The sequence below is a fragment of the Streptomyces sp. NBC_01515 genome (assembly GCF_045040345.1).
GTDB lineage: Bacteria > Actinomycetota > Actinomycetes > Streptomycetales > Streptomycetaceae > Streptomyces.
Window position 1 is genome coordinate 4,479,896 of the sequence record NZ_CP109416.1, and the last position, 15,305, is coordinate 4,495,200.

Below are 15,305 nucleotides of genomic sequence, written 5' to 3' on the forward strand. Positions count from 1 at the left end.
GCGAACGCTGACCAACCCTCTCCTCCGTACCGCGGCCGGCAGCAAGCCGTCATCGGCGCGCCCCCCTCCAACTGCGCCGATGGCGGCCCCTCCTCCGGTTTACTGTGCGCTCCCTTGACTGGCAGAAACTTCCCGGATATTCGTGAAGTCGTGGAAGTTTCCTTCAGCGGATCCGACGATCCGAAGTGGAACACCTCCGGAAGGAGCGCACGTGCCCTCCAGACGTACCGTCCTCGCCGCGACCATGGGCGTCACCGCATCCCTCGCGGTCGGCGGCACCGCCCACGCCGACGACAAGAGACTCCGCTCGCTGATCTCCCGTATGACACTGCCGGAGAAGGTCGGCCAGCTGTTCGTGATGCGGGTCTACGGCCACTCCGCCACCGCCCCCGACCAGGCCGACATCGATGCCAACCTGAGCGAGATCGGCGTGCGCACGGCCGCCGAGCTGATCGCCAAGTACCACGTCGGCGGCGTCATCTACTTCACCTGGGCGCACAACACCCGCGACCCCCACCAGATCGCCGACCTCTCGAACGGCATCCAGAAGGCGTCCCTGAGCCGACCCCGAGGGCTACCCGTACTGGTCGCCACCGACCAGGAACACGGCATCGTCTGCCGTATCGGCGCGCCCGCGACCCTCTTCCCGGGCGCGATGGCGATCGGCGCCGGCGGCTCCCGTACCGACGCCCGTACCCTCGGCCGGATCTCCGGCGCCGAGCTGCGCGCGATGGGCGTCAACCAGGACTACTCCCCCGATGCCGACGTGAACGTCAACCCGGCCAACCCGGTCATCGGCGTACGGTCCTTCGGCGCCGACCCGGACGCGGTGGCCGCGCTCGTCGCCGCCGAGGTGACGGGGTATCAGAGCAGCCGAGTCGCCGCCACCGCCAAGCACTTCCCGGGGCACGGGGACACCGCCGTGGACAGCCACTTCGGGTTCCCCGTCATCACGCACAGCCGGGAGGTGTGGGAGGCGCTCGACGCCGTGCCCTTCCGGGCGGCCGTCAAGGCGGGCATCGACTCGATCATGACCGCCCACATCATGGTTCCGGCCCTCGACGACTCCGGCGACCCGGCCACCCTCTCCCACCCCATCGTCACCGGCATCCTGCGCGGCGAACTCGGCTACGACGGAGTCGTGATCACCGACTCGCTGGCCATGGAGGGCGTACGCCAGAAGTACGGGGACGACAGGGTGCCGGTGCTCGCGCTGAAGGCCGGGGTGGATCAACTCCTCAACCCGCCCTCCCTGGACGTCGCCTGGAACGCCGTTCTCAAGGCCGTGCAGGGTGGGGAGTTGACGGAGGCGCGGCTCGACGAGTCGATCCTGCGGGTGCTGCGGCTGAAGGAGCGGCTGGGGCTGTTCGAGGACGCGTACGTCAGCCGGGCGGGAGTAGACCGCACGGTCGGGAGCGCGGCACATCTCTCCGCCGCCGACCGGATCGCCGAGCGGACGACGACCCTGCTGGTCAACTCGGCGGGGCTGCTGCCGCTGTCCCGTCGTACGCACGGGAAGGTTCTGGTGGTCGGCGCCGATCCGGCCTCCCCTACGGGTACTACGGGTCCACCCACCGGTGTGCTCGCGGCGGCGCTCGGGGAGTCAGGGTTCACGGCGACCGCCCTCTCCACCGGTACGGCTCCTTCCGCCGCGACCGTCGCGCAGGCCGTGGCGGCGGCGCGTGAGGCGGATGCGGTGGTTGTGGCGACCTACAACGTCACGGCGGCCGACGCGCAGAAGTCGCTCGTCGAGCAACTGGTCGCCACCGGGACACCGGTCGTGGCCGTCGCGGTCCGCAACCCCTACGATGTTGCCCAACTGCCCTCAGTAACCGCCTACTTGGCGGCCTACTCCTGGACCGACGTCGAACTCCGGGCGGCGGCACGGGTGATCGCGGGCCGGGTCCGGCCCCGCGGGAAACTGCCGGTGGCGGTGCGGCGCGCGGATGATCCGGCGCAGGTGCTGTATCCCCTGGGGCACGGGCTGTCGTACTAGGGGTACGTTCCACCCCCGCCCCACCCCCGCCAACTGGCCCAAAGCCCCCCGCACGTCTGGCGTGCCCCCGCTGCCGCGGGTCACGCTGGGCGGGGCAGTCGGGGGGATCGATGCGTGAGCGATGGTGCGTGGGGGCGGTGTGCGCGGTGCTGCTCGCCGCCCTGGCCACGGGCTGCCAGGGCACGCACGGTTCCGGATCGGGCGAGGGTGAGGGCGACGGACGGCTCGGTGGGAAGGCCGCCGCGACCTCGTCCACGACCTCGTCCGCGACCACCCAACCCACCGGCTACGGCGCGGTGTTCCTCGGCGTCGACGAGTGCAGCTCCTTCGGTACGACGAGTTTCACCGAGGTGCCTTGTACCAGTGAGCGCGCCGCCGCTCGGGTCGTCGCCCGCTACGACGGTGATGTGCGCGACGGTCCCGTCTGTCCGGCCACCACCGACTTCGTGCTGCACATCAGCGCCCAGGGGTCGTCCGGCGCGGGCGGCGACGGGGTCATACCCAAGGGCTACGCCTGTATGCGGAACCTGGAGCCGCCGCACCCCGGTGATCCGGGTGGCGGGGGCGGGCCCCGCACAATCGTCGGCGACTGTGTCTATGGCTCGGGCAGCGGGCAGGTCCGGGAGACGGCGTGCGACGGCTCGGGGCAGCGGAAGCCGCAGTACAAGGTGGTCAAGGCCGTGCTCCGGCGCGCGAGTTGCCCCGCGTCGACGGCCCTGTACGTCCAGCTCGGCGGCGAGCAACCCGTGGGCTGCGCCCGGCCGGTGTAGTCGGGCGACTGTCAACGGCCGGGCGCGGTGAGGAGGTTGCCTACGGCCGGAGCGTCGGCTCGCGCTGCACGTCCTGGCGGTCCAGCCTCGCGTCGTACGGTGCGAGGGGCCTCGCCTGTGCCGTGGTCGTGGCCGGGACGCCGGCCCAGGCCAGGATGCGGGCGGTGGCGAGTGTCTTCTGGTCGGCGGTCAGGCCGGCGACGTTCGCGCCGTGGTTCAGGCCGGGCGCGGTGAAGACGTACGAGTCCTTCGAGCCCTTGCCGACGGCGAAGCGCTCGGCGCCCCACGGGTCGTTCTGGCCGTAGACGAAGAGCATGTGGTCGGCGTGGTGGCGGACCCAGCTGTCCACGTCCCGCATGGCGTTCGGCTGGAACTTCATCGGGATGGCGCGGGGGACGAAGTTGCGGGGCGGCTGGTAGCCGTAGCGGAGGTACTTCTTCTCGATGTACGGGAACTTGATGGTGGGGGCGCCGAGTTGGGTGCCCGCCTGGTAGTAGTACGGGGTGTACGGGTCCAGGCCCTGGTCGGTGTAGAAGGAGAAGCCGGAGATCGTGTCGACCGAGGTCCAGATCTCGTCGTCGGTGGCGGTCGCCGCGTTCGCGGGGATGGTGTCGCAGTCGGAGAGCAGGCTGTACTGCCAGAAGCCCCAGACGTAGTCGAGGACGACGGCTTCATAGGCCTTGTCCAGGCTGCCGACGGTGGTGAAGGTGAAGCCGTTCTCGGCCGCGTACGCCGCGTACTTCTTCTCCAGCGAGTCCCTGCGCACCAGCGCCTCGCGCTGTACGGCGTGCAGGCGGTCGCGGCACTCCTTGGTGCCGACCTTCGTGAAGAAGCGGTCGTAGGCCGAATCCTCGTTGTTCACCACGTCGTTGGGGGCGACGTAGGCGACCACGCCGTCCATGTCACGCGGGTAGAACCGCTCGAAGTAGGTGGCCGTCATACCGCCCTTGGAGCCGCCGGTGGCGATCCAGTTCTTGGTGTAGATCGGCTTGAGGGCCTTGAAGACGCGGTGCTGGTCGCTGGCCGCCTGCCAGATGTCGAGCTTGGACCAGTCGGCAGGGGCGGGCCGGGACGGCGTGAAGTAGCGGTATTCCAGGGAGACTTGGTTGGCGTCCGCGATCCGGGTCGGTTCGCTGCGGCTGGGGGTCGTCGAGACGTTGTAGCCGCCGGTGTAGAAGACCGTCGGGCGCGAGACGTCCTTGTGCAGCACGGTGATCCGCTGCTGGAACGTGCCCTTGGACGGGTGCCGGTGGTCGACCGGCTGGGTGTAGTTCAGGACGAAGTAGCGGTAGCCGGTGTACGGCTTCTCCTGGACCAGGCTCATGCCGGGTATCGCCAGCAACTGGTCCTTGATATCAGTGACTTGGCCGGTCTGGGCGGCGGTGGCCACCCCGGCCGTACTCAGCGTGCCTATGAGCACGGTGAGCGCCAGCAGCCATCTGAGCGCCTTGCGCATGCCATCTCCCCTGTGAGGCAGTTGTGAACGGGAAGCTATCGGAGCAACTCCCGTCACACCAGGGGTGGTTGCGCGTTTACGGCGCTGACCAGCGACTCAGCGACTCAGCGACTCAGCGACTCAGCAGAGGATCCAGCCCGAGCTGACCGATCCGCCGCCGACCGCGCCCTTCACCAGCACGCACCGGTGACCGGCGTGCACGGTGACCGGTCCGGCCCGGCGCTTGTAGCGGCCCTTGTCGACGACGGGGCGGTTGCCGCGCGCCTGCACGCTGACCGACATCGTGCGCTTGGCGCCGGAGGCCTTGGGGACGGTGTACGCGCAGATGTAGTCACCCCGGCGGAAGACGTGGACGATGCCGGTGGAGAAGCGCAGCGTCTCCACCTCCCGCCCCGGGCAGACCGCGGCCGCCTGGGCGGTGCCGGGGGCGGCGAACGCGAGCAGTCCGGACATGCTGAGCACGGCCATGCCGAGCGCCACCCGCCGTCGTAGCGCACCCATGTCCACAGTCGTCCCTCCCGCACAGCACAGCAGCCGAACAGCGTACGGATGTACGGACGCAAGACGTATGTCGCATGGTTGCGCGACAGCGAGTGAGCCGTAGGGGCGCGCCGGTGTCGAGAGGTCGAGCGCGCGGAGGCCCGAAGGGGCGAGCACGGTCGGGCTCTCGACACCGGCTGAGGCGCTCCGGAGGCGAACGAGCAAATAGAAGGGGTCAGCGGGGGGCGGTGACCTGCTCCTCCGCCCCCGGCACACCGACGAACGTGCGCCACAGCTCGGCGTAGTACCCGCCGAGCGCGAGCAGCTCGTCGTGCGTGCCGTCCTCGACGACGCGACCGTGATCCATCACCACGACCCGGTCCGCGCGTGCCGCCGTTGTCAGGCGGTGGGCTACGACGAGGGTGGTGCGGCGGCCGGCGAGACGGTCGGTGGCCTGGTTGACCTGGGCTTCTGTGGCCAGGTCGAGGGCTGCTGTGGCCTCGTCCAGGAGGAGGATGTCGGGGTCCACCAGTTCGGCGCGGGCCAGGGCGATCAGCTGGCGTTGGCCCGCCGAGAGGTTGCGGCCTCGTTCGGCGACCTCGTGGAGGTAGCCGCCGTCGAGCGTGGCGATCATCTCGTGGGCGCCGACCGCGCGGGCCGCCGCCTCGACCTCGGCGTCGGTGGCGTCGGGGCGACCGTAGGCGATGGCGTCGCGGACGGTGCCCTGGAAGAGGTACGGCTCCTGGGGGACGACGCCCAGGTGGTGGCGGTACGACGTGATGTCGAGGGCGCGGAGGTCGGTGCCGTCGACCGTGACCCGGCCGCCCGTCGGGTCGTAGAAGCGGGCGACCAGCTTCACGAGGGTCGACTTGCCCGCGCCCGTCTCGCCGACGAAGGCGACCGTCTGGCCGGCGGGGATGCTCAACTCCACTCCCCCGATGGCCTCTTCGTCGTCGCCGTACGCGAAGTGCACGTTCTCGAAGGCTATGTCGCCGCGCAGGGAGAGGACTTCGAGGGGTTCGTCGGCGGCTCGGGTGGACGTCGGTTCCTGGAGCAGCTCCTGGATGCGGCCCAGGGAGACGGTGGCCTGCTGGTAGCCGTCGAAGACCTGGGAGAGCTGCTGGACCGGGGCGAAGAACAGGTCGATGTAGAGGAGGTAGGCGACCAACGCGCCTGTCGTCAGGGTCGCGTTGTCCACCCTGCCCGCGCCCGCGATCAGTACCGACGCCGCCGCCACCGACGACAGCAGCTGTACGAAGGGGAAGTAGATCGAGATCAGCCACTGGCCCCGGGTACGCGCCGCGCGGTAGCTGCTGCTGCGTTCGGCGAAGCGTCGGCCGCCGTCCTTCTCGCGCCGGAACGCCTGCACGATCCGCAGCCCCGACACCGACTCCTGGAGGTCCGCGTTCACCAACGACACGCGCTCACGGGCGAGTTCGTACGCCTTCACGCTCGCCCGGCGGAAGAAGAAGGTGGCGACGACCAGCGGGGGGAGGGTGACGAACACGACCAGCGCGAGCTGTACGTCGATCACCAGCAGGGCGACCATGATGCCGAAGAAGGTGACGACCGAGACGAAGGCCGTGACCAGCCCCGTCTGCAGGAAGGTCGAGAGGGCGTCGACGTCCGTCGTCATCCTCGTCATGATCCGGCCCGTCAACTCCCGCTCGTAGTAGTCGAGTCCGAGGCGTTGGAGCTGGGCGAAGATCTTGAGGCGGAGGGTGTAGAGGACCCGTTCGCCGGTACGGCCCGTCATGCGGGTCTCGCCGCGCTGCGCCACCCACTGGACGGCCACGGCGACGAGGGCCAGCAGCGACGCCGACCAGATCGCGCCGATCGCCATCTTGGTGACGCCCTGGTCGATGCCGTGCCGGATCATGATCGGCAGCAGCAGGCTCATGCTCGCGTCCACGGCGACCAGGCCGAGGCTGATCAGCAGCGGGGGGCCGAACCCGCGCAGCAGTCGGCGCAGGCCGTACGAGTCCTCGGCACGGACCGCGCCCGCCTCGTCGATGTCGGGGACGTCGGTCGCCGGGGGCAACGCGTCGACCTGGGCGAGGAGTTCGGGCGTCGCGGGCATCCCGGACAGCGCGGTGTCCTTGGGCTCGCGGTCGCCGGTCCACAGCCGGGGTGTGAGTCCGCGCTCGGCGTCGAACTCCGCGTCCAACTCGTCGCGTACGGAGGTGTCTTCGGCCGGTGCGGCGGGCTGGGCGTGGCCGGGCGAGACGCCGCCGAGTTCGTCGGGGTCGGTGAGGAGGCGGCGGTAGAGCGGTGAACGCTCCTGGAGTTCGTCGTGCGTGCCGATGTCGGCGAGGCGGCCCCCGTCGAGGACGGCGATGCGGTCGGCGAGGTTGAGGGTGGAGCGGCGGTGCGCGATGAGCAGGGTGGTGCGGCCCCGCATGACCTGTTTGAGGGCCTCGTGGATCTCGTGCTCGACGCGGGCGTCCACCGCCGAGGTCGCGTCGTCCAGGACCAGCAGGCGCGGGTCGGTGAGGATCGCGCGGGCGAGGGCGACGCGCTGGCGCTGGCCGCCGGAGAGGGTGAGGCCGTGTTCGCCGACCGTGGTGTCGTAGCCGTCGGGGAGTTCCGCGATGAACCGGTCGGCCTGGGCGGCGCGGGAGGCGGTGAGGATCTCCTCCTCGGTCGCGTCGGGGCGGCCGTAGGCGATGTTGTTGCGGACCGTGTCCGAGAAGAGGAAGGAGTCCTCGGGGACCAGGCCGATCGCTGCGCGGAGGGAGTCGAGGGTGAGTTCGCGGACGTCGTGGCCGCCGATGAGGACGGCGCCGTGGGTGACGTCGTAGAAGCGGGGCAGCAACAGCGAGACCGTGGATTTTCCGGAGCCGGAGGAACCGACGACCGCGAGGGTCTCGCCGGGGCGGATCTCGAAGGTGAGGCCGTTGAGGACGGGGCGCTCGTGGTCGTAGCCGAAGGAGACGTCGTCGAACTCGACCGTGGCCGGGGCGTCGGCGGGGAGTTCCTTGGTGCCGTCCGTCATGGAGGGCTGGGTGTCGATGAGTTCCAGGACGCGTTCGGTGCCGGCGCGGGCCTGCTGGCCGACCGTGAGGACCATGGCCAACATGCGGACCGGGCCGACGAGTTGGGCTAGGTAGGTGGAGAACGCGACGAACGTGCCGAGCGTGATGTGGCCGCGCACCGCGAGCCAGCCGCCCAGCGCGAGCATCGCGACCTGGCCGAGGGCGGGGACGGCCTGGAGGGCGGGGGTGTAGCGGGCGTTCTGGCGGATCGTGCGGAGGCGGCCCGCGTACAGCCTGCGGCCGACCTCGCGGAGCTTTCCGGTCTCCTGGTCCTCCTGGCCGAAGCCCTTCACGACGCGTACGCCGCTGACGGCGCCGTCGACGACTCCCGCCACGGCGGCGGCCTGGGCCTGCGCGTACCAGGTGGAGGGGTGCAGCTTGCTGCGGCTGCGCCGGGCGATGAAGCCGAGGGCGGGGGCGACCGCCAGGGCTATCAGGGTCAGGGGCAGGGACAGCCAGGCCATGATCGCGAGGGAGATCACGAAGAGCAGGACGTTCCCGATGGTCATCGGGAGCATGAAGAGCAGGCCCTGGATGAGCTGGAGGTCGCTGGTCGCGCGGCCGACGACCTGGCCGGTGGACAGTTCGTCCTGGCGGCGGCCGTCGAGGCGGGTGATCGTCCCGTACATCTCGGTGCGGAGGTCGTGCTGGACGTCCAGGGCGAGGCGGCCGCCGTAGTAGCGGCGGATGTACGTCGAGACGTAGACGAGGAGGGCGGCGACGATCAGGGCGGCGGCCCAGGGGGCCATGGAGCGGGTGTGGCCGGTGATCACGTCGTCGATGATCACCTTGGTGACCAGGGGGACGAGGGCGGTGACCGCCATGCCTGCCAGGGAGGCGCCCAGGGCGAGGATGACGTCCTTGGGGTGGCGCCAGGCGTATCCGGCCAGCCTTCTTGCCCAGCCCTGTGTCTCCCCCTGTTGTGCTGCCACGCGGGTGCCTTCCGTTCGCCGATCTACGGAAGGCACCAACGCGGATTGAAGCGGATTTCATCCCTCCGCAACAAACCGTCGGCAGGCGAAGCCGTCAGGCCCGGACCCGGAGGTAGTAGAACCGGGTCGTCTGGGCCGTGTTCTGGTTGTCGTCGCTGACCAGCAACACCTTGTAACGGCCCTTCTCCTTCCCCGTGATCACCATGCCCTCGATGTTGTCGAGGAGGGGGTTCGGCTGGGGCTGCTTCGCGGTCGCGCCCAGGGTCGGGCAGTCGGCGATGTCGGCCAGCAGGGTCTTCTTGACGAGGTGGACTCCGGGTTGGCCGGTGAGGGTGTCGGTCTTGCTGGTGTCCGTCGCGTGGCGGGGGTCGGCCAGGTAGAGGCGGACGGTGTTGCCGACGCCGCTGGTGAAGCCGCGTTCCAGGACGAGGAGGCGGCCGTCGGGGAGGGCCTGTACCTCGGGGACGCCGAGGAAGGAGGCGTCGGGCTTGTACGCGTACTGCGCGGCGAGCTTGAAGTGGTCGCCCTTGGTCCGGGTCCAGGTCTGGAAGCGGACGTCGCCCGAGGTGTCCCCGGCGATCGGGTACTCCATCGACGCGAGGAGGGTGTGGCCGCCGGGCAGCAGGGTCAGGCCCTCGAAGGTCTGGTTGGAGACGGCCCGCCCGGCCGGGGCGACCAGGAGCGAGGACGGGACCGGGAGGCGGTCGAGGATCTTGCCGTCGGCGGAGTAGCGGCGGATCGACGGCTCGGTCTCGGAGGTGATCAGGCGCGTGCCGTCGCGGTCGATGGCCAGGCCCTCGGAGTCGAGGTCGGCGCCGTTCTCGTCGGCGAGGTGGACGGCGCGCTTCGGCTGGAGCGTCTTCGCGTTCAGATTGAACAGCGAGGAGCGGTCCTCCAGGGCGGCAAGTGAGCCGTCCTTGTCCACGGCGAGCGCGGAGAAGTTGCCGACGAAGGTGCCGTCGTACGTCGTCTTGTCGAGCGCGTCGGAGAAGCGGTCGATCGAGACGGAGGACGAACATGCGTTACTGGTACGGGAGTTGTCGGCGTTCGCGGGACCGGCGGCGGCGGTGAGGCAGGTGGCCGCCGCCAGGCCGGCGGTCGCGGTCGTGAGTACGGTTCTCAGGCGCATGGGCGTCACCGTAGGACGGGTGGGTGACGTGCGGGAGACCGCGCAGTAAAGCGCTTCCCCAGGACAGGACCTACGCGAGGTCCTTGTGGATCGCCTTCGCGACGCCCTGGATCGTGGTGATGCCGTAGCTCATCGTGCTGTTGTCCTGGGTGAGCACGGACATCATGTAGTCGTGGCCGCCGCCGTTGAAGGTGCCCAGGCTGTGGACGCGCCAGCCGTGCGTGGAGCGCTGGAGCCAGCCGTTCTTGACGTGGACGGTGACCGTGGAGGGGGCGCCGTACGGGGTGCCCCAGCGCTGGCCGGAAATGACCTGGTTCATCAATTTCAGGATGTATGCACGGGAGTTGTCGCTCAGCACCGTGTTCTTGGCGGTGACCAGCTTGAGCAGCTTCTGTTCGTCGGTCACGGTCTCCTGGGTCAGGCCCCAGTAGTTGTTCGCGCCCGGCTTGGTCTGGGTCATGCCGGCGGCGGCCAGGAAGCCCTTGATCTTCGTCAGGCCCAGCTGCTTCCACAGGGTGGAGGTCGCGTCGTTGTCCGACTTGGTGATCATGGCCTTGGTGAGCGTCGCCTCGCGCGACGTCAGCAGGCGGTTGTGCTTCTTCGCGTCCCACAGCAGCGTGGCGAGGACGGTGACCTTGACGGTGCTGGCGGAGTCGTAGGCGCTCGTCGCCCGCAGGGCGCAGGTGGTCTTGGTGGTGCGGTCGTAGAGGCCGACGGCGACGGTTCCCTTACGGGTCGCGAGGGCCGCGGTGATGTCCTTCGTCAGCTTGGCGGCGAGGCCCGCCTTGGCCGACGTACAGCTGACCGTCGGGGTGGCCGCGGCAGCGGGTGTCGCGGCGGCCAGCACGGGTATCAGGACGCCGGCGCCCACGCCGACGGCCACCGCTCTGGCTCGGCGGGAGGTCCAAAGAGACTGAGTCATGCATGAGTTGACTCACAGGAAGGCGTGAAAGGTTGTACGGGTTGGGGAACGGTTGTACGACGCGTTACCCGCCCCTTTGCGAATTCACAGCCGGTGGCAAGGTTCGGCACAGCAGTCACCCACCCTGTTTTCGCACGATGCCCGGGTGACATCTGCCACCGATCCACACCCCCACACCGAACCCGCGTCCGCCGACTGGCCGCCGCCGGCCCCACCCGCCGACGCGCCGCCCGAGAAGGCGCCCCGCTGGTCGCTGCCCGCGCTGATCGCCATCCTGGTCCTGGCCGCGGTGCTGTACTCCTGGAACCTCTCCGGCTCCAGCCTCAACAGCTTCTACAGCAGCGCGATCTACAGCGGCACCCAGAACTGGAAGGCCTGGTTCTTCGGCTCGCTGGACGCGGGCAACTTCCTCACGGTCGACAAGCCGCCCTTCTCCCTGATGGTGATGGGCCTGTCGTGCCGGATCTTCGGCTTCGGCACCTGGCAGATGATGCTGCCGGAGGTCGCCGCCGCGCTCGGCACCATCTGGATCCTGCACTCCTCCGTGAAGCGGTACTTCGGGCACGTGGCCGCGGCGATCGCCGCGCTGGTCCTCGCCCTGACGCCGATCACGGTCGCCATCAACCGTGACAACAACCCCGACACCCTGCTCGTCCTGCTGATGGTGGCGGGGGCGGCCCTCGGCCTGCGCTCCGTACGCACCGAGAAGCTGCTGCCGCTGATCGGCTCCGCGGTCTGCTTCGGCTTCGCCTTCAACACCAAGCTCCTCCAGGGCTACATCGCCCTGCCCGCCGTCTTCGCCGTGTACCTGTTCGCGTCGAAGCTCGGCTGGAAGAAGAAGATCGTCCAACTGGCCCTGGCCACGGTCGCGTTGGCCGTCTCCAGCTTCTGGTGGGCCACGGTCGTCTCCCTCGTCCCGGCCTCGGACCGCCCGTACATCGGCGGCTCGACCGACGGCACCGCCTGGGACCTGATCATGGGCTACGACGGCTTCGGCCGCGTGTTCGGCGGCGAGGGCAACGGCGGCGGGGGCGGGGGTGGCGGCGGCGGTACGTTCGCCGGCACCGCGGGCATCGGCCGTATGTTCAACGACATCCTCGGCGGCCAGATCTCCTGGCTGCTCCCCTTCTCGGCCATCGCCCTGATCGCCGGCCTGGTCCTGGTCGGCCGCGCCCCGCGCACCGACCCGACGCGCGCCGCGCTGGTCCTGTGGGGCGGCTGGACCCTGCTGCACTACGTCACGTTCAGCATGGCCCAGGGCACGATGCACCCGTACTACACGACCGCGCTCGCCCCGGGCATCGCGGCCCTGTGCGGTGGCGGCGGCGTCATGCTGTGGCGCGCCTTCCGCGGCGGTGACGCGCGCTGGTCCTGGGTCCTGCCGGCCGGTCTCGCGGTCACGGCGATCTGGGCGATCGTGGTGCTGCGCCGGGCCTCCGGCTGGAACACCTGGCTGTGGCCGACGGTCGGCGTCCTCATGGTCCTCGCGATCGCGGGCCTGTTCGTCTTCCGCTCCGGCTCCGGCAACCGGGCCCGGCTGCTGACCGCGTCCGTCGTGGCGGCGATCATCGCGGCGCTGGCCGGTCCGACGGCGTACGCCGTGTCCCCGGCGGCGTCCAGCACCACCGGCGGCATGGGCGGCACCAACCCGACGGCCGGTCCGTCGACCGGCGGCGGCATGGGCGGCCCCGGGGGCGGGGGCGGCGGCCGTGGCGGCTTCGGCGGCAACCGGAGTGGCGAGATGCCCGGCGGCACCCGACAGGGCGGCGGCACGGCGAGCGGGGAAGTCCCCGGTGGGATGACCCCGGGTGGCGGCGGCACGGGTGAGGTACCGCAGGGCGGTGGCGCGCCGAGCGGGGCGCCGACCGGCGGCACCGGTGGCACGTCCGGTGGTCAACAGGGCGGTACCACCGGGGAGTTCCCCGGCGGCGGTACGGCTCCTGGCGGCACCGGAACCGGCAGCGGTACGGCTCCGGGTGGCGGCACCGGCGGTACGCGCGGCGGCTTCGGCGGTGGCGGTATGGGCGGCGGGGGCGGCATGGGCGGCACCACGTCCAGCGCGCTCGTCTCGTACCTGGAGAAGCACCAGGACGGCGCCAAGTGGCTGCTCGCGGTGTCCAATTCGCAGAGCGCGGGCCAGCTGATCCTCAGCACCCACAAGCCCGTCATCTCCATGTGGGGCTTCACCGGCTCCGACAAGGCGATGACCCTCGCCAAGCTCAAGGAGCTGGTGAAGAAGGGCGAGTTGCACTACATCCAGCTCGGTGGCGGCGGTATGGGCGGCAACAGCAGCCTGAACACCGAGATCACCGCGTGGGTGCAGAAGAACGCGACGGCGGTGAAGGAGAGCGCGTACGACAAGAGCGCGTCGACGGAGAAGAGTTCGAGTTCCTCGTCCTCCACGACCGGCACCTCGACGACCACCACGTCGACGATCTACCGGCTGGACCCGTCGGACGTGAAGTGACGCCGACGTAACCGGCGACGAACGGCCAACGGCCCCCGACCACAAGGTCGGGGGCCGTTTCGGTGCGTCGTCCCATCGTCAACTCGCGTAGACACAGGGCAGATTGTCGCTTCAGGTCACCGGATCGACACGTCCCGTTTATTTACTCGACCGCATGAACATGTCACGCTCCCGTTTGCCGCCCCATTCAACCCGCGTAGATGGGACACTCTTTATGCTTGGGACACGGATCCACCGCTGGAAATCGGTGGCGTTGACGACCGCCGCCGTCCTGGTCGGCCTCACCGCGCCGACCCTGGCCGCGGCCCCGGCGTCGGCCACGACGACCTCGTACGACTCGACGTACTACAAGAACGCGGTCGGCAAGACGGGCACCGCCCTCAAGTCCTCGCTGCACACGATCATCAGCAGCCAGACGAAGATCTCGTACTCGGCGGTCTGGAACGCGCTGAAGGTCACCGACCAGGACCCGAACAACAGCAACAACGTGATCCTGCTGTACAGCGGTGTCTCGCGCGCCAAGTCCCTGAACGGCGGCGACGTCGGCGACTGGAACCGCGAGCACACCTGGGCCAAGTCCCACGGCGACTTCGGCGAGGTGACCGGTCCCGGCACCGACCTGCACCACCTGCGTCCCGCGGACGTCCAGGTCAACAGCATCCGCGGCAACCTGGACTTCGACAACGGCGGCAGCGCGGTCACCAACGGCGGCGGCAGCACCGTCGACTCCGACTCCTTCGCGCCGCGCGCGGCGGACCGGGGCGACGTGGCCCGCATGATCCTCTACATGGCCGTGCGCTACGAGGGCGACGACGGCTTCGCCGACCTGGAGCCCAACGAGAAGGTCAACAACGGCAGCAACCCCTACATGGGCAAGCTCGCCGTCCTCAAGGCCTGGAGCGCGGCGGACCCGCCGAGCGCCTTCGAGGAGAACCGCAACCAGGTCATCTACGACACATACCAGCACAACCGCAACCCGTTCATCGACCACCCGGAGTGGGTCGAGGCGATCTGGTAGGACGAAGCTGCCGGTCTGAACTCCCTCTACTCCAGGGGGAGTTCAGATCAGGGCTGCAGTCCGCCGCCCGGCCGCCTTCGCCCACCTCGTGTCCGCCCATGGCGGGAAGTCTGTCAGCGCGTGCGGCGCCGGCATTGGCGAACGTTCGGCCGTTCGGTGGAAACCGGAGTCCTGTCAGTGCTCGTGCGCGGACGGCGACGGTCGGGACGGCATCCTGGCTCCCGTCCCGGCCCACGCCTCGCCCAGGAGGACTTCATGCTCGGCACCGACTTCACCACCGGATCGCCCAACTGGCTCGACCTCGGCAGCCCCGACACCGAGGCGGCCGTCGCGTTCTACGGCGCCGTCCTCGGCTGGCGGTTCGTCTCCGCCGGGCCTGACACGGGCGGATACGGCTTCTTCCAGGTGGACGGGAAGACCGTCGCCGCCCTCGGGCCGCTCACCGAGGAAGGGGCGCGCTCCGCCTGGATGATCCACTTCAAGACCGACGACATCGCGGCCACCGTCCAGGCCGTCACGGACGGCGGCGGAACCGTCCGCCTGGAGCCCGTGGACGTCATGGGCGAGGGCATGCTGGCCCAGGCCACCGATCCGCAGGGCGCCCAGTTCGCGCTCTGGCAGCCCGGCAGGACAGCGGGCCTGGACCTCACCTCCGCCCCGAACACCCTGCTCTGGGCGGAGCTGCACGCCCCCGGCCCGGAGGCGGACATCGCCTTCTACCAGGGCCTGTTCGGTTGGCGCAGCCAGGAGATGCCGGCACCCGGTATGACGTACCGGGTACTGAGCACCGCCGAGGGGGACCAGCAGGACGCGTCCTTCGGCGGGGTCGCGCCGTTGAGCGACGGCGAGGGCGAACTGCCGCGCTGGGTACCGTACTTCCACGCGACGGACGTCGACGCCACGATCGAGGCGGCGCGGTCCGACGGCGGTTCCGTACTGATGCCGGCGACGGATGTACCCGAGGTCGGCCGGATGGCCTGGCTCGCCGACCCCTTCGGAGCGGTGTTCGCGCTGCTGACGCCGGATCCGCGGATGTGAGGCGGCCAGGGGTGTGCCCAGGAAATGTGACACTCGACGCCGAAGTGTCACATTTCCGCAGG

Annotated in this window: 10 protein-coding genes; 5 read left to right on the top strand and 5 right to left on the bottom strand. The window is 69.9% G+C overall.

Annotated elements, in window-relative coordinates; genetic code table 11:
* The first annotated feature begins 211 nt into the window (after positions 1 to 211).
* Entirely contained in the window at positions 212 to 1,996 is a 1,785-nt protein-coding gene (locus OG407_RS19840) for a glycoside hydrolase family 3 protein (protein WP_405859784.1), read from the top strand.
* 110 nt (positions 1,997 to 2,106) lie between these two features.
* A complete protein-coding gene (locus tag OG407_RS19845; RefSeq protein ID WP_405859786.1) occupies positions 2,107 to 2,766 on the top strand; it encodes a hypothetical protein in 660 nt (219 codons plus the stop codon).
* Positions 2,767 to 2,806: 40 nt separating this feature from the next.
* On the opposite strand, the gene OG407_RS19850 is transcribed toward OG407_RS19845, so the two are convergent.
* The 5 genes from OG407_RS19850 to OG407_RS19870 form a co-directional block, all read right to left on the bottom strand.
* Positions 2,807 to 4,222 (bottom strand): S28 family serine protease, encoded by a 1,416-nt coding sequence (locus OG407_RS19850; RefSeq protein ID WP_405859788.1) that lies wholly within the window; start codon positions 4,220 to 4,222, stop codon positions 2,807 to 2,809.
* Between the two features lie 120 nt (positions 4,223 to 4,342).
* The gene (locus OG407_RS19855) at positions 4,343 to 4,723 is read right to left on the bottom strand and encodes a hypothetical protein (protein WP_403588312.1); all 381 of its coding nucleotides are present in this window, start codon (positions 4,721 to 4,723) and stop codon (positions 4,343 to 4,345) included.
* A 214-nt stretch (positions 4,724 to 4,937) separates the two neighbouring features.
* Positions 4,938 to 8,669, bottom strand: coding sequence for an ABC transporter ATP-binding protein (locus tag OG407_RS19860; protein ID WP_405859791.1), 3,732 nt, complete (start codon positions 8,667 to 8,669; stop codon positions 4,938 to 4,940).
* Between the two features lie 94 nt (positions 8,670 to 8,763).
* Complete coding sequence (locus tag OG407_RS19865) at positions 8,764 to 9,798, bottom strand: esterase-like activity of phytase family protein (protein ID WP_405859793.1); 1,035 nt, start codon at positions 9,796 to 9,798, stop codon at positions 8,764 to 8,766.
* A gap of 70 nt (positions 9,799 to 9,868) precedes the next feature.
* Entirely contained in the window at positions 9,869 to 10,720 is an 852-nt protein-coding gene (locus tag OG407_RS19870) for a serine hydrolase (protein ID WP_405859795.1), read from the bottom strand.
* A 145-nt stretch (positions 10,721 to 10,865) separates the two neighbouring features.
* Between OG407_RS19870 and OG407_RS19875 the strand changes: the two genes are divergently transcribed.
* The 3 genes from OG407_RS19875 to OG407_RS19885 all read left to right on the top strand — a co-directional run bounded on the left by OG407_RS19875 (position 10,866) and on the right by OG407_RS19885 (position 15,243).
* On the top strand, positions 10,866 to 13,187 hold the full coding sequence (locus tag OG407_RS19875; RefSeq protein WP_405859797.1) for a glycosyltransferase family 39 protein: 2,322 nt from the start codon (positions 10,866 to 10,868) through the stop codon (positions 13,185 to 13,187).
* Positions 13,188 to 13,401: 214 nt separating this feature from the next.
* Complete coding sequence (locus tag OG407_RS19880; RefSeq protein WP_405859799.1) at positions 13,402 to 14,205, top strand: endonuclease I family protein; 804 nt, start codon at positions 13,402 to 13,404, stop codon at positions 14,203 to 14,205.
* Between the two features lie 255 nt (positions 14,206 to 14,460).
* Complete coding sequence (locus OG407_RS19885; RefSeq protein ID WP_405859801.1) at positions 14,461 to 15,243, top strand: VOC family protein; 783 nt, start codon at positions 14,461 to 14,463, stop codon at positions 15,241 to 15,243.
* Positions 15,244 to 15,305 lie beyond the last annotated feature (62 nt).

Coding starts and splice junctions, on each gene's coding strand:
- OG407_RS19850 (WP_405859788.1), bottom strand. CDS start 4,222: ATGCGCAAGGCGCTCAGATGGCTGCTGGCGCTCACCGTGCTCATAGGC.
- OG407_RS19865 (WP_405859793.1), bottom strand. CDS start 9,798: ATGCGCCTGAGAACCGTACTCACGACCGCGACCGCCGGCCTGGCGGCG.
- OG407_RS19855 (WP_403588312.1), bottom strand. CDS start 4,723: ATGGGTGCGCTACGACGGCGGGTGGCGCTCGGCATGGCCGTGCTCAGC.
- OG407_RS19880 (WP_405859799.1), top strand. CDS start 13,402: ATGCTTGGGACACGGATCCACCGCTGGAAATCGGTGGCGTTGACGACC.
- OG407_RS19870 (WP_405859795.1), bottom strand. CDS start 10,720: ATGACTCAGTCTCTTTGGACCTCCCGCCGAGCCAGAGCGGTGGCCGTC.
- OG407_RS19885 (WP_405859801.1), top strand. CDS start 14,461: ATGCTCGGCACCGACTTCACCACCGGATCGCCCAACTGGCTCGACCTC.
- OG407_RS19845 (WP_405859786.1), top strand. CDS start 2,107: ATGCGTGAGCGATGGTGCGTGGGGGCGGTGTGCGCGGTGCTGCTCGCC.